We start from the raw sequence: 20966 nt of genomic DNA, 5'->3' as shown, positions 1-20966 counted from the left end.
ACATGTCTGTATTATTCGGTAAACTCAACTGGGACTCGATCCCTTATCAAGAGCCTATCGTACTGGTGACCATGATCATCATGGCAATCGGTGCTGCTGCGCTTCTTGGTGGTATCACCTATTTTAAAAAATGGGGCTACTTGTGGAATACTTGGTTCACTTCTGTAGACCATAAAAAAATTGGTATCATGTATATTATCGTATCTGTTGTCATGCTTGTGCGTGGTTTCGCGGATGCGATCATGATGCGTCTTCAACTGTTCCTTGCAAAAGGTGGCGGTGAAGGTTACTTACATCCTGACCATTACGACCAGATCTTTACCGCGCATGGCGTGATCATGATCTTCTTCGTAGCAATGGGTCTTGTTGTTGGTATGATGAACATCACTGTACCTTTACAAATTGGTGCACGTGACGTTGCATTCCCATTATTGAACTCTTTAAGCTTCTGGTTATTTGCTGGTGCTGCGGGTCTGATGATGGCATCACTTGTATTGGGTGAATTTGCTGCAACAGGTTGGATGGCTTATCCTCCTCTTTCAGGTATTCAATATTCTCCTGGTGTTGGGGTTGACTACTATATCTGGGCACTTCAGGTTTCAGGTTTAGGTACGCTTTTAACAGGTGTTAACTTCTTTGTTACCATCATCAAAATGCGTGCACCTGGCATGGGTCTTATGGATATGCCGATCTTTACTTGGACTGCACTTTGTACAGCAGTATTGATCATTGCATCTTTCCCTGTGTTAACTGCAACAATTGCAATGTTAACGCTTGACCGTTACTTCGATTTCCATTTCTTCACCAATGAGCTTGGCGGTAGCCCAATGCTATATGTGAACTTGATTTGGACTTGGGGTCACCCAGAAGTATATATTCTGATCCTACCTGCTTTTGGTATTTACTCAGAAATCGTTTCAACATTCTCTCGCAAAACATTGTTTGGTTACAAATCAATGGTATATGCGACTATCGCGATCACAGTTCTTGCGTTCGTGGTATGGTTACACCACTTCTTTACGATGGGTGCTGGTGCCAACGTTAACGCGTTCTTCGGTATCATGACCATGATTATTGCGATCCCTACAGGTGTGAAAATCTTCTCTTGGTTATTCACCATGTATAAAGGTCGTATTACATTTACATCACCAATGTACTGGACACTTGGCTTCCTTGTGACTTTCGGTATCGGTGGTTTAACTGGTGTATTAATGGCTGTTCCACCAGCGGACTTCTTAGTACACAACTCATTATTCTTGATTGCTCACTTCCATAACGTAATTATTGGTGGTGTGGTATTCGGTATGTTCGCAGGGATCACTTTCTACTGGCCAAAAATGTTTGGTTGGAAGTTAAATGAAACTTGGGGCAAAGCTTCTTTCTGGTTCTGGTTCTTCGGTTTCTATTTTGCATTCATGCCACTTTATATCCTTGGTTTCATGGGTATGACTCGTCGTCTGAATACATATGACAACCCTGAATGGGATCCATACCTTGCAATTGCATTCTTTGGTTCTGTCCTTGTTGCAATTGGTATCTTCTGCTTCGTTATGCAAATTGTTGTGGGCTTCTTACAACGCGAAAACAACATGGACCACACAGGTGACCCATGGGATGGTCGTGTTCTTGAATGGTCTACTTCATCACCTGCGCCATTCTATAACTTTGCGCAACTTCCTAAGATCAATGGTATTGATACTTTCTGGAATGACAAAGAAAATGGTGTAGCATATGCACGTCCTACGAAATATGAAGACATTCATATGCCAACTGACCGAGCTGCTGGCTTTGTGATAGCAATGTTCATCACAGTAATGGGCTTAGCTTTGGTATGGCACATTTGGTGGCTTGTTATTGCAACTTTCTTAGGTGCCGTAATCAGTTTCATCGTAAGTTCATTTACGAAAAAAGTGGATTACTATGTACCTGCTGCTGAAGTAGAACGTATCGAAAATGAACGTTATGCTTTACTTGAAAAACACTTGAAGAAGGACTAAGACGATGGCTGAAGTACTTCATCACGATAACCATGGACATGATGAACATCATCACCACGATGATACCGACATCACTGTCTTTGGTTTTTGGACCTACTTGATGAGTGACTTGATTTTATTCGGTACACTCTTCATCGCGTTCGCTGTATTAAGCAGTCATATTCCACCTGGAACACCAAGTCCAAAAGATTTATTTGGTGAGTCTTTAGGTTTCGTTTTAACTGAAACTTTTGCTCTCTTGATCTCTTCTGTGACTTTTGGTTTTGCAGTACTTGCTTCATACAAGAAAAATGTAGGTCAAGTTTTAACTTGGCTAGCAATTACTTGGGTATTTGGTGCATCTTTTATCGGTATGGAACTTTATGAGTTTAATCATTTAGTTCATGCTGGTCATGGTCCAAGCACGAGTGCGTTCTTATCTGCGTTCTTTACTCTAGTGGGTACGCATGGTATTCACGTGACTTCTGGTTTGGTATGGATGCTCGTGTTAATGATTCAAATCAAGAAAAATGGTTTGACTCTACCAAATACACGTCGTCTTGCTTGCTTAAGCTTGTTCTGGCACTTCCTTGACATCGTTTGGATCTGTGTATTCAGCGTCGTTTACTTAATGGGAGTTATCTAATGAGTCACGATCATAATTCTGCAGGTGCTTCACATGGTAATGTGAAACAATATACGATTGGTTTTATTGTTTCTGTATTACTGACCATTGTTCCATTCTATATGGCAATGCATCCAGCTGACTTCGGTCGTGGTGCAATTGTAGCGACCATTGCGATTACAGCTGTAGCACAGGTTCTTGTTCAATTAGTCTTCTTCTTGCACATGAACTCTTCATCAGAACAACGTTGGAACGTAATTGCATTCATTTACACAATCTTGTGTATCGCAGTTCTTCTGATTGGTTCTGTATGGATCATGAACTACTTACATTCAAACATGATGCTCTAGGGTGTCATGTTGAAGAAGTATTTATTCCTGACTAAGCCAGGAATTCTCTTCGGTAACTTCGTTACCACTTTGGGCGGCTTCTTCTTAGCCGCTCAAGGTTCTGTAGATTTCCTCTTACTTCTCATTACATTACTCGGTACAACACTGGTGGTTGCATCAGGTTGTGTAGTGAATAATGTCATTGACCAAGACATTGACCAAAAAATGCAACGCACGATGAACCGTGCTTTAGTCAAAAAAACCATTAGCCCACAAATTGCTTTAATCTTTTCAGCAGTTTTAGGTCTTTTAGGCTTTGGCTTGTTGTGGTTTTTTGTCAACGCCTACGCATTTGGCTTTGCGGTATTGGGCTTTGTCGTTTATGTGATTTTTTATAGTCTTTGGACAAAACGTACAACCATTCACCAAACTGTGATTGGCAGTATTTCTGGTGCAAGTCCTCCTGTAATCGGTTATACCGCTGTTTCAAATGAATTTGATGTTGCTGCGCTACTGGTTTTCTTAGCTTATGCGCTTTGGCAAATGCCACATTCATGGGGAATTGCAGTTTACCGTTTTGATGACTATAAAAATGCAGGTGTTCCCATCCTTCCTGTGGCACGTTCAATTTATCGCACTAAAGTTGAAAGTTTGATTTATGTGATTTTGTTTGCTGCGGTGTTGAATGGTTTATATTGTTTTGGCTATACCAATATTTTCTTCTTGATTATCTTTAATGCGATGTCTGCATATTGGGTCTATCTGTCGATTATTGGCTTCAAAGCTGAAAATGACCAAGTTTGGGCAAAACGTTATTTCTTATATTCAGTAATTTTGATTACGGCTTTAAGTTTTAGCTTTAGTTTTACTTACACCTCCCCTGCACCACATTTACCCCTGTTTTAAAAAGATAGAGGTCACTCTATCTTTTTTATCAATGTAATCTCTTACCAAAAGAAACTCAGCCTTTCTTTTTTATCAATTCAAATACATCAATAAATCACACTTGAAAATAACTTCCAAAGCCCCCCTAAGTCTTTTAGTTTATATAAACACTGGAAAATAAAATATCAATAAAATGAGAGGATCAATCCAATGTCACAAAACCAGATCAAAGTCATTGCTTTCGATGTTTTTGGCACACTCGCTAGAATAAAACAGAAAATATCCCCTTATAAAAAATTCATTCAATGGTTACACAGGCAAGGACATACATCACAAATAAGCGATGCTGTCACCGTCATGTCTATAAATAGTGATTTTCAAGACATTGCGACACATTTAGGTTATCAAATTCCACCAGCATTTTTAGATGAACTCAATACTGAACTTCAGACAGAATTAGCGCAAATTGAACTTTTTGCAGATACCCTTCCCACCTTAAACCAGCTAAAAGAAAATGGTTATAAAATCGTGCTGTGTTCCAATTCAGCAACTCCTTATGGGATTCACATTCGTTCATTGATTACAGAGATTGACATATATGCATGGAGTTATGAAGTCCATGCTTGCAAACCAGATCCTGCCATTTATCAATATTTTATAGATCAACTTCAATGCACAGCTGAAGAGGTTTTATTTGTTGGTGATACACCACTGGCGGATATTCAAGGTCCAACAGCCTTTGGGATGTCTGCCAAATTAATTGACCGTAAAAATGGTCAAACGTTACATGATGTTTTAAACGACTATTTATAAAACCTAAGGAAAAGACATTAACTTATATTTTCTCCACTTCAATACGATGTATTGATAAATATTTCACGATTCATTTGTATTTAATAGCAAACTTTCCTATAATGAGCCCTCGCAAATTTTGCGACACAACCTGTCTGTTTACAGTTCAGTTGTGACTCCTTGCTTCATTCATATTTGGATGGGGCTGCATAAACCGTAAGGAGCTGACAATGCGTCACTACGAAATCGTAATTCTGGTACACCCAGACCAAAGCGATCAAGTGGTAGGTATGGTAGAACGCTATATCTCTCACATTAAAGATGCTGAAGGTCAAATTCACCGTCTTGAAGATTGGGGCCGTCGCCAATTGGCTTACCCAATTAACAAAATTCACAAAGCGCACTACATTTTAATGAACGTTGAATGTAATCAAACTACGCTTAACGAATTGGAAGAATTATTCCGTTACAACGATGCTATTCTTCGTAACGTTATTATTCGTCGTGAAAACGCTATCACTGAAGAGTCTTTATTGGCTAAGAGTGCTGAAGAAAAACGTGCGCGTAAAGCTCAACGTGAAGAAGCACAACAAGCTCAAGACTCTGCTGAAGCATAAGGAGAACACACATGGCACGTTTTTACCGTCGTCGCAAGTTCTGCCGCTTTACAGCTGAGAACGTTACGTACATCGACTACAAAGATATCGACACTTTAAAACAGTACATCACTGAAAATGGCAAGATCGTTCCTAGCCGTATTACAGGTACTAAAGCTCGTTACCAACGTCAATTAGCGCTTGCGATTAAACAAGCTCGCTACTTAGCGTTGATTCCTTACACTGACAATCATAAGTGAGGTTGAGCTGTGGATATTATCTTATTACAACGTATTAAAAATCTTGGTAAATTAGGCGATAAAGTATCAGTTAAAGCTGGTTACGGCCGTAACTACTTGATCCCTCAAGGTAAAGCAGTTGCTGCGACTGAAGCAAATACTGCTGCTTTTGAAGCACGTCGTGCTGAACTTGAGAAACAAGAAGCTGAAGTATTAGCTGCTGCTCAAGCTCGTGCTGACCAATTGAACGAAGTAAATATCGTAATCACTGCGAAAGCGGGTGACGAAGGTAAATTATTCGGTTCAATCGGTACGCGCGACATCGCTGACGCGTTAACAAATGCTGGTCTTGAAGTTGACCGTGCAGAAGTTCGTTTACCAAACGGTGCACTTCGTAACACTGGTGAATTCAACATCGCAATCCAATTGCATCACGATGTTGTTGCAGAAGTTCTCGTTACTATCGTATCTGAGTAATTTCGTACCAAAAAAAAGAGCATACTTTAGTATGCTCTTTTTTTATCTACACGTTTTAACCTCTTTTTTATTTCGTAGTTTATATCCCATTTATGACCCTATTTAGGTTATGCTCTTAGCCTATTTTGAATAAATACAGTCAAACTGACTAATCATTTGACCAAAGGTTCTCACGCTATGTCTCAGGCACCAGCCAAAGCTTCTGCAACTCCTTTTAACAAAGATGCAAAATCTACCGAGGCATCACAACAACTCAAAGAATTTCGCACGCCCCCGCATAATTTAGCCATTGAACAAGCGGTACTTGCGGCACTCATGACCGTTGCTGAGTCGTTTGAACAAGTCAGTGATGTTTTACATGAAAATGACTTTTATGCATCTCGCCATAAATATATTTTTCGTGCCATTGAACAACTCAACAAAGATGGTTCACCCTATGATGCCGTTTTGGTCAATGACTGGCTAATCAAACAAAATCTCCTCGAAGCGATTGGTGGTGAAGAATATCTTGTTCAATTAATGGCAGACTCTCCTGCAAGTTTCTATAACTTAGAAACTTATGCCACTAAAATTCGTGAATTTGCGACTTTAAGAAATATGATTAAAGTGGGCAATGAAATTTTACAAAATGCTTATGACACCAAAGGTCGTGAAGTCAGTGAAATTTTAGATTTAGCTGAAACTAATATTTTCTCGATTGCTGAACAACATAATAACAATGCCAAAGCACAAGGTCCAAAGCCGATTACTTCGGTTGTAGCAGATGTATTTGACAAACTCAATGAACTTTCTCAACTCGAAGGTAATATCACGGGTTTAACAACAGGCTTTGTTGAACTTGATAATAAAACTTCGGGCATGCAAGCAGGTGACATGATCATCGTGGCAGCACGTCCATCGATGGGTAAAACCACGTTTGCCATGAATTTGGTCGAAAGTGTTCTCTTTAACTGTGATTTACCCGCCCTCGTTTTTTCAATGGAAATGCCTGCCGACTCCATCGCCATGCGTTTGATTTCCTCATACGGTAAAGTCCACCAAGGTCATTTACGTGCAGGTAAACTCGATGGTGATGAATGGTCAAAAGTCACAGGAACCATTTTACAACTGCAAGAAAAGCATCTGTATATCGATGACTCTTCTGCCCTACCCCCAACAGAAATGCGCGCACGTGCACGACGTATTGCCAAACAACATGGCGGTAAGCTTGGCTGTATCATGGTCGATTACCTTCAGCTGATGAAAGTGCCTGGCATGGGTGATAACCGTGTGGGTGAGATCGGTGAAATTTCACGAAGCTTAAAAGCACTGGCGAAAGAAATGCAATGTCCAGTGATCGCATTGTCACAGCTCAACCGTTCTTTAGAGAACCGTCCAAACAAACGTCCTGTCATGTCAGACTTACGTGAGTCAGGTGCGATTGAGCAGGATGCCGATTTGATTATGTTTATTTATCGTGATGAGGTTTATAACAAAGAATCAAAAGAAGCAGGCACCGCGGAAATTATTATTGGTAAACAACGTAATGGCCCTATTGGTTCTGTTCGTTTGGCTTTCGAAGGTCAATATACCCGTTTTAGTAATTTATCACCTGAATATTACGCACAATATGATGATGAAGAGTAAAAATGAAGCATAAATCTTGCTTACTTTTTAAACCTATTTTTTCAAATCTTCACTTTAAAACAGTGACTGCAACTTATTTACAAAGTCTTTCCACCATCGTTTAAAACTTAAAAATGATTGAGGATGCTGAATATTTTCATTCATTTTTAGCGGTGGAAATGCTTTATTGAGTTGTTCACATGTTGGATATTTTTGTTGAAGTTGTGCTAAGTAATGCGATTGATCGTATTGTATAAACCCGTCTAAGATACCAATCGTTTTCCGATCCCCAATTGCACAATTTGCTGTCTGTCGATTCCAAGCTAAAAACGGCTGCACGGGTTTAGAAACACTGAGCTGATTATGAGCACAACTCAAAGTTGCAAATGAAGCAATTTGATATTGCTCAGGTTTAGCGCCATCGGGAGTATAGGCTAAACCTATGATCAAACTGTCCTTTTTAATATTTTGACTAGAAAATGTACTTTGCCATTGTGTAGGTTTTGCATAGTTAAATTGATCAATCCAAGAACGAAAAATAAATTGATCTGCACTCAATTGAACTGTAAAACTTCTTGAATCCCCCTGTACAGCTTGAGAGGCTTGGAAACGTGCGATAAAAACATCCTTTGGAGTATGCGGCATACAAGCCATGCTTTGTTGTATTGAAAATATCGTAAACAATGAAAAAACTAACAAAATATAAAGCTGCATAAAGTAGACTCTATTTTTATAAAAATTTTAGTTATTCAGATCAATGTTTTATCGTTATAAATAAAAAACCAAACTCCGCATTCCAGCATTGTCCATATTTTCAAAAATTTGATCCAATATCGATCATTATACACATACTGCATCAGCCATTTTCAACATTTCATCTAAAAATGCTTTATCGCCTTGTGTTAACAGCCTGATGATTTCCCATTCGATTTTTATATCTACAAGATTGATAAAGCTGTTTTTAGACGCTCCACACTATTACGCCTAACAATATAATTTTTCGATTTCACCCCAAACAAAGTTCATTTAATTCTGAGTCATCACTTAAAACCAAATCTAATGCAGTTTGCGCCTATTCTAATACTTCTACAGAGAGTTGAAACCGGATAGAACTCCTCCATTCATCAACTTGCTGTTGAAGCATTGTCTTGTGTTCTTTTACCTAATAATTTAGCCAGAACTTCAGCAGCAGCCACAATCACAGAAGCTTCATCTGCCTCTAAATAATCTTTTTGATTTTCAATTGCACGATTAAAAACACGGGCTAAAACAGACTCATCATTTCCAAACGGTTCGTGTGACCAAGCGCCCATTTTTATTCCTCATATATAATGATGTATTTTCAAATTGATAGCGTAATAAAAAATCAACGGATACAATAGAGCCAAGCGTTTTATTTATTTAAGCAAACGTAAAATCATGGTGATGATAGATAAATGATTTTCTATTTTCCCGATATAAAACATGGAGATCATCAAAAACATAAATGTTGATGTTTATTTCATAATGAACGGCATACAATAGACGCTAGTAGAAAGATTCAATCTGATCATTCAAAAAACGTGCAGCTTTGACTGCACGTTTATGTTTTTCATCTTCCTGAAGGAGTAATCAGGGTGCGCCAAGCAACAGTTTATATTGATAGCGAAGCTCTGCAATATAATTTAAACCGTGTTAAACAACTTGCCCCAACTGCTAAAATTGTCAGTATGGTCAAAGCCAATGCCTATGGGCACGGCATAAAAGACTGTTTAGCCGCCCTCGCTGAAACAGATGCATTTGGTGTTGCTTGTCTTGAAGAAGCCTTAGAAATTCGTGCGTTGGGTTATCAACAGCCCATTACTTTAATCGAAGGTATTTTTAGTGCCGATGAAATGGCAGTGGTGGTTGAAAATAACATTGAAGTGATCGTACATCAGCAAGAACAATTGGACTGGTTACGCACTCAAAAAGATGCCTATATTGCTAAAGGCTTAAAAGTTTGGGTCAAATTGAATAGCGGAATGAATCGTTTAGGTTTTAAAGTAGCTGAAATTATTGACGTTATCAACGCACTCAAAGCCGATGGTTTTACCTGTGTACTTGCCATGCACTTTGCCAATGCAGATGCTGAAAATCACCCTTTAAATGAACAACAAAAAAATCAATTTCTCCATGTAAAAGAAGCCTGTGCACCCATCATGGGGTCTTGTTGTAACTCTGCTGCTATTTTTAAATGGCCTGAGCTTAATTTTGATTTTGTTCGTCCGGGCATCATGCTGTACGGTGCATCACCCTTTGCAGATCAGTCTGTCCAAGACTTAGACATCAAACCAGTGATGACTTTTACAGCTGAAATTATTGCTTTAAACTCGATTCAAGCTGGTGAATCTGTCGGTTATGGCTCTACCTTTATTGCCGAAACAGACATGGATATTGCCATTGTCTCAATTGGTTATGGCGATGGTTACCCACGCGCATTTCCAAAGCAAAATTATGTCGCAATCGACGGGAAACTCACTCCAGTGATTGGTCGTGTTGCCATGGATATGATTGCGATCGATATTACGGGTTTAAATGCACCTTTAGGAACCCAAGTTGAACTTTGGGGTAAAAATCGTTGGGTTGATGATGTCGCAGAAGCCAATGGTACAATTGGTTATGAATTACTCTGTCGCCTAAGTAACCGCCCTGTTCGTAAGAAAATCTAAATATTTATTGACTTAAAAATCCAAGCAAATGCTTGGATTTTTCTTCACAATTTTCAGTAAAAAGTTTAAGTTTAGAATATTTTTAGTTACTGAAAAAAATCCTCATTTGGTTTTGGTAAATCCTGTAAACCCTTTTTCAAAGTTTCTGACCATTGCTTACTAATATGCTGAAAATAAGGCTCTTCTTCATTGATTCGTTTCCCTTGCGGAATATTAAAAGCATCTTTTTGATACACCAAGCTATCTAATGGCATACCCACTGAGACATTTGAACGTAGCGTTGAATCAAACGAAATAAGGCTACAACGCAAGGCTTCATCTAAAGGCATTTCATAGCTTAAAGCACGGTCTAAAATTGGTTTACCATACTTACTTTCACCAATTTGAAAATAAGGCGTATCACTAGTCGCAGAGATAAAATTACCTTGTGGGTAAATATTATAAAGCTGCATCTCTTCACCTTTAATCTGACCACCGACCAATAAACTACAAAAATAGTTACTCTGTTCCTGTGTATCCTCTGTTACATCAGCAATGACTTTACGCAAAGTTTGTCCAACCAAACCGGCCACATCAAACATGGTATTGACGCTATAGAGATTCGGCTCTTGTTTTAAGGTTAAATGATTATTTAAATGCCCAATCACTGCTTGTGTTGTCGCTAAATTACCTGAAGTCTGAATACAAATAAAACGCTCACCGTCAACTCCAAAGGTATACAATTTTCGATAAACAGAAATATGATCGACGCCTGCATTGGTTCGCGTATCACTGATAAAGACCAAGCCATCTTTTAAACGGAGCGCACAACAATAGGTCATAGATCTTCCTTATTTTTTCTTACTGATACAGATTTTAGGCACAAGCCAAGACTTGTACAATAGAATGCATCGACTCGACTCCCCCATATGAACGTACCCCGCGTACAGGAGCAACATCCCAATAATCTCGTCCTGTTGCGATATAAATATGTGAGCTTGGCTGAAAAATTTGATTACTCACATCAAAGCAATACCATTTTCCTTGAATAAAAGCCTCTGCCCATGCATGACTCGCTAAGTGTGCCTGATCATTGACAAACAAATAGCCTGAGACATAGCGTGCGGGCACCCCCAATGCCTTTGCCATCGCAATAAATACATGGCTATGATCTTGGCAAACACCTTGTTTTGCAGCAAAAGATTCGCTTGCCTGATGCCTCACTGTAGTTGTCGCAGGCATATATGGCATTTCATTTAAAATCGCTGCCGCTAAACGCTGTAAATTTTGCACATTAATATGAGTCACATATTGCTGAGCAAATTGCAACATTTCAGATGAACACTGCGTAAATGGGGTCACTTGTAAAAAGTGCATCGGATCCAATGGTGTGTCTATGCCAAACAAATTATGTTCATCAATGTCCACCACACCTTGCGCCATAATCATCAAGTCCATATATTCAAAATGCTGTGTTGCAGTCATCCACATATTATCAAACTGATCTTTTTGACAAGTATTTTGCCCAGGAACACTGATATTCCAATGCAATACTTCCTGATGCCGATTACTCTGTGGCATCATTTTAATATACTGAATACTGTTTTTTGCAGGTGCAGTATATTGGTAATAGGTCTGATGATTGATCATAAGTTTCATGCGGCATCCATCTCAAAAAGGTTTTGTATGTGGTCGCTAAAATGATAAAAATGATTACAATCAGGCTTCTCTTTTAATTGTTGCCAAGCTGCAGCTAAACTTGTCCATCCCAACACCCTGAATTGTTCAATCAACACATCTAATTCTGTTAATACGGCTTGTCGGTTTTGTTGTAAGCGAATATGGCGATCTAATTGTTCCACTTTTTGACCTAAACAGAAAAACATAAAGATATCTTCATCAGCTTCTGCTTCAAGCACATCATTACACTCAGCAGCAACATCACAAATATAACCCGCATGATTTTCAGCTTGTCGTAACAATTGATTCAATTCAGCAAAACAGTGGGCGGACAATACGCCACGTAAATCATGAATATTATTCTTGGCATTTTGAAATTGTTGGTGAAATGAAAACGGTTGTTCTGGGTCTAAAATCAATTCATTTAATGAACATGCATCAAACGCAGGCAGACAAAATGCATGGGCATAGTGCCTTGCTGATTCATCTTCTGTAAATGGAAATAAACTGCATGCATATTGAATGCGTGTCAAATAGCGTCCTAACCAAAAAATATGTTGTGCATTACTGCTTAATAAAATCATTGTTATTCTCCTCAGGTGAGTGTCAGTTATGCAATTGATCCAATACCCACGTGTCTTTAATTCCACCACCTTGGGAAGAATTAACCACCAATGAGTTCTTTTGCATCGCGACACGCGTTAAACCACCAGGTACAATTTCTGTCCGTTCAGGCGAGCTTAAAATAAAAGGACGTAAATCAACATGACGTGCGTCAATACCATCTTCTGTCAATGTTGGCGAAATAGATAAATCTAAAATAGGTTGAGCGATATAAGCATGTGGTTCAGCAATCAACTTTTGTTTAAAACAAGCAATATCAACATCAGTAGCTTGAGAACCTATGAGCATCCCATACCCACCTGAACCTTGTGCTTCCTTGACCACTAAACGCTCCATATTCGATAAAACATAATCTAAATGTTGTGGATCTCGGCATGAATAGGTTGGAACATTCTTTAAAATCGCTTGTTCACCTAAATAAAACTCAATCATTTTATCCACATAAGGATAAATCGATTTATCATCAGCAACACCTGTACCAGGTGCATTGGCAATTACAACCTGTTGTTTTAAATATGCGGACATGAGTCCCGCCACACCTAATACACTTTCAGGTTTAAAGCACAATGGATCAAGAAAGGCATCATCAATTCGCCTATAAACTACATCAACTCGTTGTTTACCTCGGACTGTTTTCACATAAACCTTGTCGTTTTCAACATAAAGATCACTTGATGTTACTAAAGGAACACCCATTTCCCTTGCTAAAAAAGCATGTTCATAATAGGCACTGTTAAAACGACCTGGGGTAAGAACCACAATACAAGGTGAGTCGACATAAGCACTTTCGGCCAAGATTTGCTTTAATAAATTTGGATAATGCTCAATACCTTGTAAATTAAGTTGACACAATTCAGGCATGATCTTTTGGCTAATTTTACGACTTTCAAGCATATAAGATACGCCTGAAGGTGTTCTTAAATTATCCTCCAGCACATAAAACTCACCCGCTTGATCTCGTACTAAATCCACACCACTGATTTGACTATACACTTTACCTTTGACTTGAAAATTCAACATGTGGGGTTGAAATGCTTCATGACTAAACACTTGTAGTTTTGGAATAATTCCAGCTTTTAGAATTTCAGCATGATGATAAATATCATCTAAAAATAAATTCAATGCTTGAATCCGCTGCGTACAGCCTGTTGCTATTTTAACCCATTGTTTTTTCGCAATAATACGTGGGATCAAGTCAAATGGAATGGTACGTTCAATATTTTCAGACTCGCTATAAACTGCAAATGTGATGCCGTGATACATAAAATGAGACTTAGACAAATCATTGAGTTGATGCAATTCATATAAACTATGTTGTGCTAACCAAGCTTCTAATTTTTGACGGATCTCAACCGACAAATGTACATCATCTGTCAATTCGTTAAAAAATTGGGTTTGAATTTGCGCCAATAAAGCTTTGCCTTGATATATGGATGCTATGTTTACATCCAAAGTAGTTTGTTTTTCTAAATTGTCTAATGCCTCTACAGGCAGTGCAAAATGTTCAAGACTTGAATTTGTAGGGTGATCTTCTTTAAACATATAAACCTCTACTTTTGTTATAAAATGTTACTTTTTAGTAGCAAAAACAATGCCAAATAGACAAAACACATTGATTATTTATTCAGCATTTATTTACAGACTCAAGTGCAATTTTGCATGAACTTGTTTCAAAATATAGACAGACTTTTTAGGGATAAGCCTTGCTTAACGAGCTGATATTTTCTATTGTTATTCAGGTTTTATCTTTCATTCACTTATTTTCGTAATCGGATTATGTCTTCCCAAGAAAAAGAAACTTCAAACAGCCTGTACCGTCAGTGGCAAATTTTATCTCGCCTTTCTACTGGAAAATGGATGGGCACCCGTGAATTGCAAGAAACTTTAGAACGTGAAGGTATTGAAATCAGCTTACGTACCATTCAACGTGACTTGAATCAAATCTCACAACGCTTTCCAATCGAAAACAACAAAACAGTGCCACAAGGTTGGCGTTGGCGCTCAGATGCACCGATTCAGAGCTTACCGCACATGACCAGTTCACAGGCAGTGACCTTTATGATGGTTGAAGAACATCTTAACCATTTATTACCACCGAGTCTGATCGAAGAAATGAATCCATGGTTTGATCTCGCACGGCGGAGTCTTTCCACACAAAATAATGTGCGCCAGTGGGTTAACCGAGTACGCATCGTCCCTGCCAATCAACCTGTGATTCCCCCAATGGTCGAACGTCAAGCACAACAAGCGATTTATGAAGGTTTATTACAAGACAAACAAATCGAATGCGTTTATCGTGCGCGTGGACATCTAGGTGAAGAGAAAACCTATATTTTAAATCCACTTGGCTTGGTGCAAAAAGGAGCCATTATTTACCTGATCTGTACCCGTCATGACAAATCCGAAGTGCAAACTTTTGCATTACATCGTTTTAAATCAGCACATGTTTTAGACAGCCGGGCCCTGCATCCTGTGGATTTTGATATTGATGTCTATATTGACTCAGGCGCATTGGGTTTCCGTGTTAATTTCAATAAACCCACTGAAAATATTGAATTAAAATTGGTCATGCATGAAGATGATGCTCAATATTTTACTGAGAGCCAGCTGAGTAAGGCACAAAAAGTGAAGAAGCTCAATGATGAACTTTACGAAGTCAGCGCGGTTGTTCCTTTCACCTCACAATTGGTTTGGTGGCTAAGGAGTTTTGGTAAAAAATTGATTCGTATTGAACCTGTAGAAGTGTTTAATGCAGTGCATGAAATAGAATAAAAAAAAGAGCCCCCGCAGGCTCTTCAATATTCTTAATTTATTCTTGTTTTAAAAGATGCGAGTTTCAAATTTTCATTTGATACTTGCATTTAAAATATTGGAGAATGAAAAATAGCGCCTGAATATCAGCAAGCTAAATCGCCTGTATTAAATCGAATGCTCTTCATTGTCATGTCTGTTACCTCTCGTTTGAATGTAATTTTAATTTAGCCGAGTTTATTTTGATTGTGAAATAACCAATTTAGAAATTCTATTCTTAATTTATCTTAAACAATTATCCTGATATTTTTATCTTACAAATAAAAAAGTGACCATTTTCATGATCACTATTCACTCAACATTGCAAAATCCATGAATTACTTTTGCTTGGCTTTATAACGTGAGAGTACTGTCACTGCGACCGCAGATAAAATAATGCCTGGTGCACTTGCGATTAAAATACCTGTCGTTCCTAAGCCTAAAGCTAGAATTTTCCCTGTTAATAATGGTCCTGTCATTGCCCCCAAACGTCCAAGAGAAATTGCACTCCCCACGCCCGTTACCTTGCCAGCAGGTGAGTAAAAAATTGGGGAAATACCATATAAAATTGACTGACCACCCGTAGAAAACATACCTCCCAACACCCCTGCTACAATCAACAGCGCCAGCGAATGTGTGGTAAATAAAATCAAAACAGCAACAAATAAACCCGTATAAATAATCACAGCCATTTGCCACAATTTAAGACGATCTAGTAAATATCCAAGTCCTAAGGTTCCAATGACAGCACCCACTTGGAATACTAACATTACCGTAAATGCTTCGCTTTTACTTAAACCTTGATCCATCAATAAATTTGGTAACCAACTGATTAAAATATAATTAATCATTAAGGTGAAAAAGAAGCTCACCCACAATGGCAATGTTTGTTTATAAGTATTATTTTTAAATAAAATCTCGTGCATGGCTGGAACAGGTTCTGCTGTTACTGTAACATTTTCCGCTGATGTTACTTTATCCTTTAAAATCACTGCCATAAATGGAAGCAAAATCAGAGGGGTAATTCCACCAATCAAGAAAATCGTTTGCCATTGTATATTTGGAAAGAAAATGGCGAGCCCTGCCACAAAAATTGCACCGACAGGCAAACCGCAATACATGAGACTATTTAATTTGCCTCGATTCGTCTCAGTGGCTTCATCCCCTACGACTGAAATCATCGTCGGCATTGCTGCCCCTAGACCTAAACCCGTTACAAAACGTGAAATATATAAAACTTCTAAATTGGGCGCGAGTGCAGATAAGCTGAAAAACACACCAAAAATTGCAATAGATAGCATCAATACTTTCTTTTGCCCTAAATAATCTGCGATGCGTCCCCCAAAGAATGCCCCAAAAAGCATTCCAAAAACACCTAAACTAAAGACATAGCCCATTTGTACTTGGTCTAAACCAAATGTCGCTGCGATTCCTTTTGCAGCGATGCCAGGTGCTTGTAAATCGAATCCCTCAAAAAATGCGACCCAGAAACATAAAAATACAGTGAGTATTTTTTGCACCTTTCTTGACTGTTGTGCCATGATTGATCTCCATCAATAGTGAACAAACCGAATACCTAAGTGATTTGCTCGGCTATTGTGGAATCAAATCCCAAGAAGACATAGCACGACAATGGTCGGATTTGCCGTAGGAAATAGCCTAATTTTTCAAATAAATAAGACTTAAAAATTAAATTATTAATCGCTATTACAAATAAATAGATATATTTATATTATGATTCAAATACTTATTCAAATAAAAGCTTTCACTAATTGAGCCATAGATAAAATCTATACACTTACTTTTCGTTGATGAATTGCAAGTTCATCGACGTTGTCATGACGATTGCAATAATTTTTTCAATAAATTCTCCACGATATTCTTAGAACAACGTAAGAATAATCCTCATCTCATTCGAATTTGTATTTAAAACCAATTCTTCAGCCAATTTTTCACCGCCATTGTCTATAAACCCCTTGAAATGGTTAAATTTATATCAAACGCAAGTAATTATAGGGAAATATTGCATATTTCCCTTGACCATCTTCAGTTCCATCACTAAAATGCGTCTCAGATTCTCCAATAGCTCAGTCGGTAGAGCGACGGACTGTTAATCCGCAGGTCCCTGGTTCGAGCCCAGGTTGGAGAGCCAAATTCTAAAAACCCACTCTAGATTGAGTGGGTTTTTTCTTTTTTAAGATTGTCTTTTATGTTTGATTTACATGAAATTGTATTTTTTGTTATCGGCTGTGCTGCTTGCCTCGCTTTTTTCATGATTTGTTTTGGTCACCATTTATTTAAAAAACAACAATATTATTCAAAACCTATTCTTACCCATTTTGAACAAAAAATGTTTGTGCGTTTAAAAGATGCCTTCCCCCAATATCATATCTTGGCTCAAGTTGCTTTTAGTGCGCTATTGACCAGTAAACAATATAAGTTTCGTGCTCGTTTTAATCGTAAAGTCACTGACTTTGTGATTGTGAATGATCATTTTCAAGTTTTAGCAATTATTGAGTTGGATGACCCAAGCCACATCGGACAAGAGCAACGAGATGCAGAACGCGATGACATGTTGCATGAAGCGGGTTATATCGTGTTCCGATATACCCAAATTCCAACCTTGCAACAATTAAGAAAAGATTTTAAAAATATACAATAAAGGCAACCCGATCGTGGATCGTATATAACTTTGAGCTCATGACTCAATACATAAAAAACTCTCATTGATCAAGCATATTTCAGTGCTTTACAAGGAGAGAATATTTATTTCATTTAATTAAGGCTTTTGCGCAGTGCCATATTGGTCTGCCATGACTTCAACCAATTGATCTAATTTGATATATTTTTTAATCACCGCATCAATATCCGCTTTGCTTAACTGAGCAAATTCTTGATCACGTATCGCCCGATCTTTTAAAGTCTTTTGGTTTTGCATTTGTGGCACAAGCATTTGATGAATAATACGATCATCTTCAAGTGAAGTGACTCGTTTTTTCATAATACGTGCTTTGGCTGCTTCCACTTCTTGCTCGGTTACACCTTGATTTAAAAGTGTAGTAAAGACTTGATGAATCACTTGTGAAACTTGTGCGGATTTACCTGCTGTATAGTTGGCTTCAACTTTAATTGCACCCGAGTCAACCACATCATCTAGTTGTAACTGACTACCAAAACCATATACCAAAGCATTCTTTTCACGTAATTCTTTACCTAAACGTGAAGACAGTTGTGAATCACCTAAAATACTGTCCAATACAATCAAAGCTGGAGCATCCTTATGATATGCGCCAACAGGAATCGTTAAAATACTTTGATAATTACCAAACTCTCGTTGCTCTGATAAAGCATGTACTTTTTGTGCTTTGTACTGATCAAAATCGCCACTTAAACGCACATATTTTTCTTTACTTTTCCAATTTCCAAGTTGCTGATTCAAAATATTTTCAATGTGCTTTGCATCATATTTACCTGTAATCGCAATTTGGGCATGTTGCGTTGCAAAGAATTTTTTATACAAATCTTTCACTTGCTGATTGGTCATTGCCTTAATTTGTTTTTTTGCAAGCTCAGGTTCATAGTGATAACGTAAATCCCCCGCTTTATAGGTTTCTAATAAACGAGAAATAGTCAAAGCTGCCACTGTTTCAGGCTCAGTATAAGGTCGATCTAAAGTGGCTAAACTTTGTAATTTAATCAAATCAAACTGCGATTGTTCAAATTTAGGATTTTTCAACACCTCAACAATATATTGGAAAAAGTCATCAAATTTTTCACTTTTCGCTGAAATTTGGATCTGAATCCCATTGTCTGCCGAAGTTGCTGTCGCCAAGCCACCTGCTTCAATCGATTTATCGGCAATGTCTTGCAAACTATATTTATCCGACGCTCTTAATAATAAATAAGATGTAAATTCAATAATTTCATCTTTATTAAATAAAGATTCCGCTGTACCAAAACCGATATTTATTGTGGCATACGTTTTGTCATCACGGGTTGTGGTTGGAAATAACGCATATTGCATGCCATTTTTTAGCGTACCACGCTGAATTTTTTGCTCAGTTTGATTTAACAATTGCTGAGACGTTTTTACATAGTCAGCAACTTCGCTTTTATATTCATCGACTGATTTTAATGGTTCTTCTGCAACCATTTGCTGATCTAAAGTTTTATTACTTTCAGTGCTTTGTTTCTGTTCCAAGGCTTTCTTTTGTGCTTCAGGTGTCGGTTGAATGTCACCGCTAAAACGATGTTGTGCGCTTAAAAATTCTTTCAACGTTTTATTGGTTTGCTCTACGGTTAGGGCTTGAATCGCTTGCTGATCTTTAAAATATTGCGCCCAATCACCATGCGAAGACACCACATATTCACTCAGCATAGAACCGACAGAAGTGGCACTACTCAGCAGATTATCTTGGGCATTTTTCATAAGATTTTTTACGCGCTTTAACTCAACCTCAGTAAAGCTGGGATTTTTTTCAATCTCTGAAATCAAAGATTGACTAATGCGTTTTTCATCATGTTTTGGTGAATAAATTGCCCCCATAAAGACCAAGTTAAAGTCATCATCTAACCATGTGGTCGATTGCACATTGGTGGCAATGCCTGTTTCCACCATATTGGAATATAAATGACCACTGGGTTGTAAGGTATATAAATAAGGCGCTAGTGCAAGTGCTGGCTGAATCGCTTGGTTTTTCCCATTCATATAGATATTAAACTTGGCTAAATCACTGCCCTTTTGTACTAAAAATTGGCGACTTTTCACGACCGCAGAATCTAACAGCGGAACTTGCGCTTGCTGTGGTAAGGCACGTGCAGGAATCGGGCTAAAGTTTTTATCAATTTGCTTTAACACTTCGGCTTTATCAAACTTACCTGAAATCACCATCACTGCATTATTCGGTGCATACCAATCTTTATAAAATTTATTTAACTCATTCATTTTAATCGATTGTAATTCAGATAAATCACCGATAGGTAAACGCCCTAAGGACTGATTACCATAGGCGGCTTTCCACATTTGATCCATCAACACCGCAAAAGGCTGATCCATACGCACTTCACGCTCACGCATGACGATGTTAATTTCAGACGGTACATATTTTTCTTGTAGAACTAATTTATCCATACGTTCAGCTTCTAAATAAATGATCTCATTTAAAGCAGCCGCTTCAGGACGTACGATATTGGTATATTTTGTTGAATAATAATCCGTACTTGCATTGGTCATTAAGGTATAACGGTCTAAACGGCGCTGAAATTCTTCGCCTTTGACATTTTCTGTGCCTTTAAATGCCAAATGTTCAAGTAAATGTGCTAAACCGCCTTTGCCTTTGGGATCATTTAAAGAACCTGTGAAATACACAGTATTCACAAAGACCTTACTCTCTTTATCATTGGGTGCCAATAACACCCGAAAGCCGTTGTCGAGCTTATATTCTTCAATATTATGTTCAGTTTTAACTAAAACCGTTTGTGCAAAGCCTGTTGCACTGATTCCCAACAAACAAAGTGATAAAGTGAGTTTTTTGAACCGCATTAACATAGAAATTCCAGATTTTTTTGAGAAATTTTAAAAACTTATGGATAGCTTATCTTAAAAAAGCCTGAAACAAATAAACAGTAATTTTTTGAAAACATAGCCGTTTTTTTCAACGGCTTTTGTTCTATTCTTGC

At 38.0% G+C, this 20966-nt stretch carries 20 protein-coding genes and 1 tRNA gene; 13 read left to right on the top strand and 8 right to left on the bottom strand.

The window, feature by feature from the left end; translation table 11 throughout:
- Positions 1 to 2 precede the first annotated feature (2 nt).
- The 9 genes from cyoB to dnaB all read left to right on the top strand — a co-directional run bounded on the left by cyoB (position 3) and on the right by dnaB (position 7545).
- Positions 3 to 1997 (top strand): cytochrome o ubiquinol oxidase subunit I, encoded by a 1995-nt coding sequence (cyoB, locus tag HUV91_RS02230; RefSeq protein WP_174492387.1) that lies wholly within the window; start codon positions 3 to 5, stop codon positions 1995 to 1997.
- A gap of 4 nt (positions 1998 to 2001) precedes the next feature.
- Positions 2002 to 2622: a cytochrome o ubiquinol oxidase subunit III gene (cyoC, locus tag HUV91_RS02225; protein WP_130073153.1), complete on the top strand. Its 621-nt coding sequence runs from the start codon at positions 2002 to 2004 to the stop codon at positions 2620 to 2622.
- On the top strand, positions 2622 to 2951 hold the full coding sequence (cyoD, locus tag HUV91_RS02220; protein WP_065994860.1) for a cytochrome o ubiquinol oxidase subunit IV: 330 nt from the start codon (positions 2622 to 2624) through the stop codon (positions 2949 to 2951). The genes cyoC and cyoD overlap by 1 nt, the downstream gene beginning before the upstream one ends.
- A gap of 6 nt (positions 2952 to 2957) precedes the next feature.
- A complete protein-coding gene (cyoE, locus tag HUV91_RS02215; RefSeq protein WP_130073152.1) occupies positions 2958 to 3836 on the top strand; it encodes a heme o synthase in 879 nt (292 codons plus the stop codon).
- A 189-nt stretch (positions 3837 to 4025) separates the two neighbouring features.
- Positions 4026 to 4628, top strand: a complete 603-nt coding sequence (locus HUV91_RS02210) for an HAD family hydrolase (protein WP_174492386.1) — start codon at positions 4026 to 4028, stop codon at positions 4626 to 4628.
- 209 nt (positions 4629 to 4837) lie between these two features.
- Positions 4838 to 5224 carry a 30S ribosomal protein S6 gene (rpsF, locus tag HUV91_RS02205; protein WP_035267614.1) on the top strand — a complete coding sequence of 129 codons (387 nt, stop codon included), beginning with the start codon at positions 4838 to 4840 and terminating at the stop codon, positions 5222 to 5224.
- A gap of 11 nt (positions 5225 to 5235) precedes the next feature.
- Positions 5236 to 5463 carry a 30S ribosomal protein S18 gene (gene rpsR, locus HUV91_RS02200; RefSeq protein WP_004719336.1) on the top strand — a complete coding sequence of 76 codons (228 nt, stop codon included), beginning with the start codon at positions 5236 to 5238 and terminating at the stop codon, positions 5461 to 5463.
- Positions 5464 to 5472: 9 nt separating this feature from the next.
- The gene (rplI, locus tag HUV91_RS02195) at positions 5473 to 5919 is read left to right on the top strand and encodes a 50S ribosomal protein L9 (protein ID WP_065995237.1); all 447 of its coding nucleotides are present in this window, start codon (positions 5473 to 5475) and stop codon (positions 5917 to 5919) included.
- A gap of 177 nt (positions 5920 to 6096) precedes the next feature.
- Positions 6097 to 7545 carry a replicative DNA helicase gene (gene dnaB, locus HUV91_RS02190; RefSeq protein WP_130073150.1) on the top strand — a complete coding sequence of 483 codons (1449 nt, stop codon included), beginning with the start codon at positions 6097 to 6099 and terminating at the stop codon, positions 7543 to 7545.
- A 54-nt stretch (positions 7546 to 7599) separates the two neighbouring features.
- Here dnaB and HUV91_RS02185 read toward each other — a convergent pair whose 3' ends face one another.
- Both HUV91_RS02185 and HUV91_RS02180 read right to left on the bottom strand, forming a co-directional pair.
- Positions 7600 to 8169, bottom strand: coding sequence for a hypothetical protein (locus HUV91_RS02185; protein WP_174492385.1), 570 nt, complete (start codon positions 8167 to 8169; stop codon positions 7600 to 7602).
- Positions 8170 to 8648: 479 nt separating this feature from the next.
- A complete protein-coding gene (locus HUV91_RS02180) occupies positions 8649 to 8837 on the bottom strand; it encodes a DUF4259 domain-containing protein (protein ID WP_174492384.1) in 189 nt (62 codons plus the stop codon).
- A gap of 303 nt (positions 8838 to 9140) precedes the next feature.
- On the opposite strand from HUV91_RS02180, the gene alr reads away from it, so the two are divergent.
- The gene (gene alr, locus HUV91_RS02175) at positions 9141 to 10214 is read left to right on the top strand and encodes an alanine racemase (RefSeq protein WP_174492383.1); all 1074 of its coding nucleotides are present in this window, start codon (positions 9141 to 9143) and stop codon (positions 10212 to 10214) included.
- 86 nt (positions 10215 to 10300) lie between these two features.
- Here alr and HUV91_RS02170 read toward each other — a convergent pair whose 3' ends face one another.
- Genes HUV91_RS02170 through HUV91_RS02155 form a run of 4 tightly spaced genes read right to left on the bottom strand, consistent with a single transcriptional unit; the run spans position 10301 to position 14039 of the window.
- A complete protein-coding gene (locus HUV91_RS02170; RefSeq protein WP_174492382.1) occupies positions 10301 to 11035 on the bottom strand; it encodes a proteasome-type protease in 735 nt (244 codons plus the stop codon).
- A gap of 34 nt (positions 11036 to 11069) precedes the next feature.
- Entirely contained in the window at positions 11070 to 11852 is a 783-nt protein-coding gene (locus tag HUV91_RS02165; protein WP_130073146.1) for a transglutaminase family protein, read from the bottom strand.
- The gene (locus HUV91_RS02160) at positions 11849 to 12457 is read right to left on the bottom strand and encodes an alpha-E domain-containing protein (RefSeq protein WP_174492381.1); all 609 of its coding nucleotides are present in this window, start codon (positions 12455 to 12457) and stop codon (positions 11849 to 11851) included. Before HUV91_RS02160 ends, HUV91_RS02165 begins: the two co-directional genes overlap by 4 nt.
- A gap of 22 nt (positions 12458 to 12479) precedes the next feature.
- Positions 12480 to 14039, bottom strand: coding sequence for a circularly permuted type 2 ATP-grasp protein (locus HUV91_RS02155; RefSeq protein WP_174492380.1), 1560 nt, complete (start codon positions 14037 to 14039; stop codon positions 12480 to 12482).
- Positions 14040 to 14273: 234 nt separating this feature from the next.
- Between HUV91_RS02155 and HUV91_RS16535 the strand changes: the two genes are divergently transcribed.
- Entirely contained in the window at positions 14274 to 15269 is a 996-nt protein-coding gene (locus HUV91_RS16535) for a helix-turn-helix transcriptional regulator (RefSeq protein ID WP_217431186.1), read from the top strand.
- Between the two features lie 356 nt (positions 15270 to 15625).
- Here the strand turns inward: HUV91_RS16535 and mhpT are convergent, their stop codons facing one another.
- Positions 15626 to 16828, bottom strand: a complete 1203-nt coding sequence (mhpT, locus tag HUV91_RS02145; RefSeq protein ID WP_174492379.1) for a 3-(3-hydroxy-phenyl)propionate transporter MhpT — start codon at positions 16826 to 16828, stop codon at positions 15626 to 15628.
- A gap of 535 nt (positions 16829 to 17363) precedes the next feature.
- Here mhpT and HUV91_RS02140 point away from each other — a divergent pair.
- Positions 17364 to 17439, top strand: a tRNA-Asn gene (locus HUV91_RS02140).
- A gap of 57 nt (positions 17440 to 17496) precedes the next feature.
- Positions 17497 to 17949: a DUF2726 domain-containing protein gene (locus HUV91_RS02135; protein ID WP_130073141.1), complete on the top strand. Its 453-nt coding sequence runs from the start codon at positions 17497 to 17499 to the stop codon at positions 17947 to 17949.
- A gap of 117 nt (positions 17950 to 18066) precedes the next feature.
- Here HUV91_RS02135 and HUV91_RS02130 read toward each other — a convergent pair whose 3' ends face one another.
- On the bottom strand, positions 18067 to 20835 hold the full coding sequence (locus HUV91_RS02130; RefSeq protein WP_174492378.1) for a M16 family metallopeptidase: 2769 nt from the start codon (positions 20833 to 20835) through the stop codon (positions 18067 to 18069).
- Positions 20836 to 20966 lie beyond the last annotated feature (131 nt).

Origin of the sequence: Acinetobacter sp. Marseille-Q1623 (assembly GCF_902809895.1) — a bacterium.
Classification (GTDB): domain Bacteria; phylum Pseudomonadota; class Gammaproteobacteria; order Pseudomonadales; family Moraxellaceae; genus Acinetobacter; species Acinetobacter piscicola_A.
This window is presented reverse-complemented; position numbering and strand designations above follow the sequence as displayed.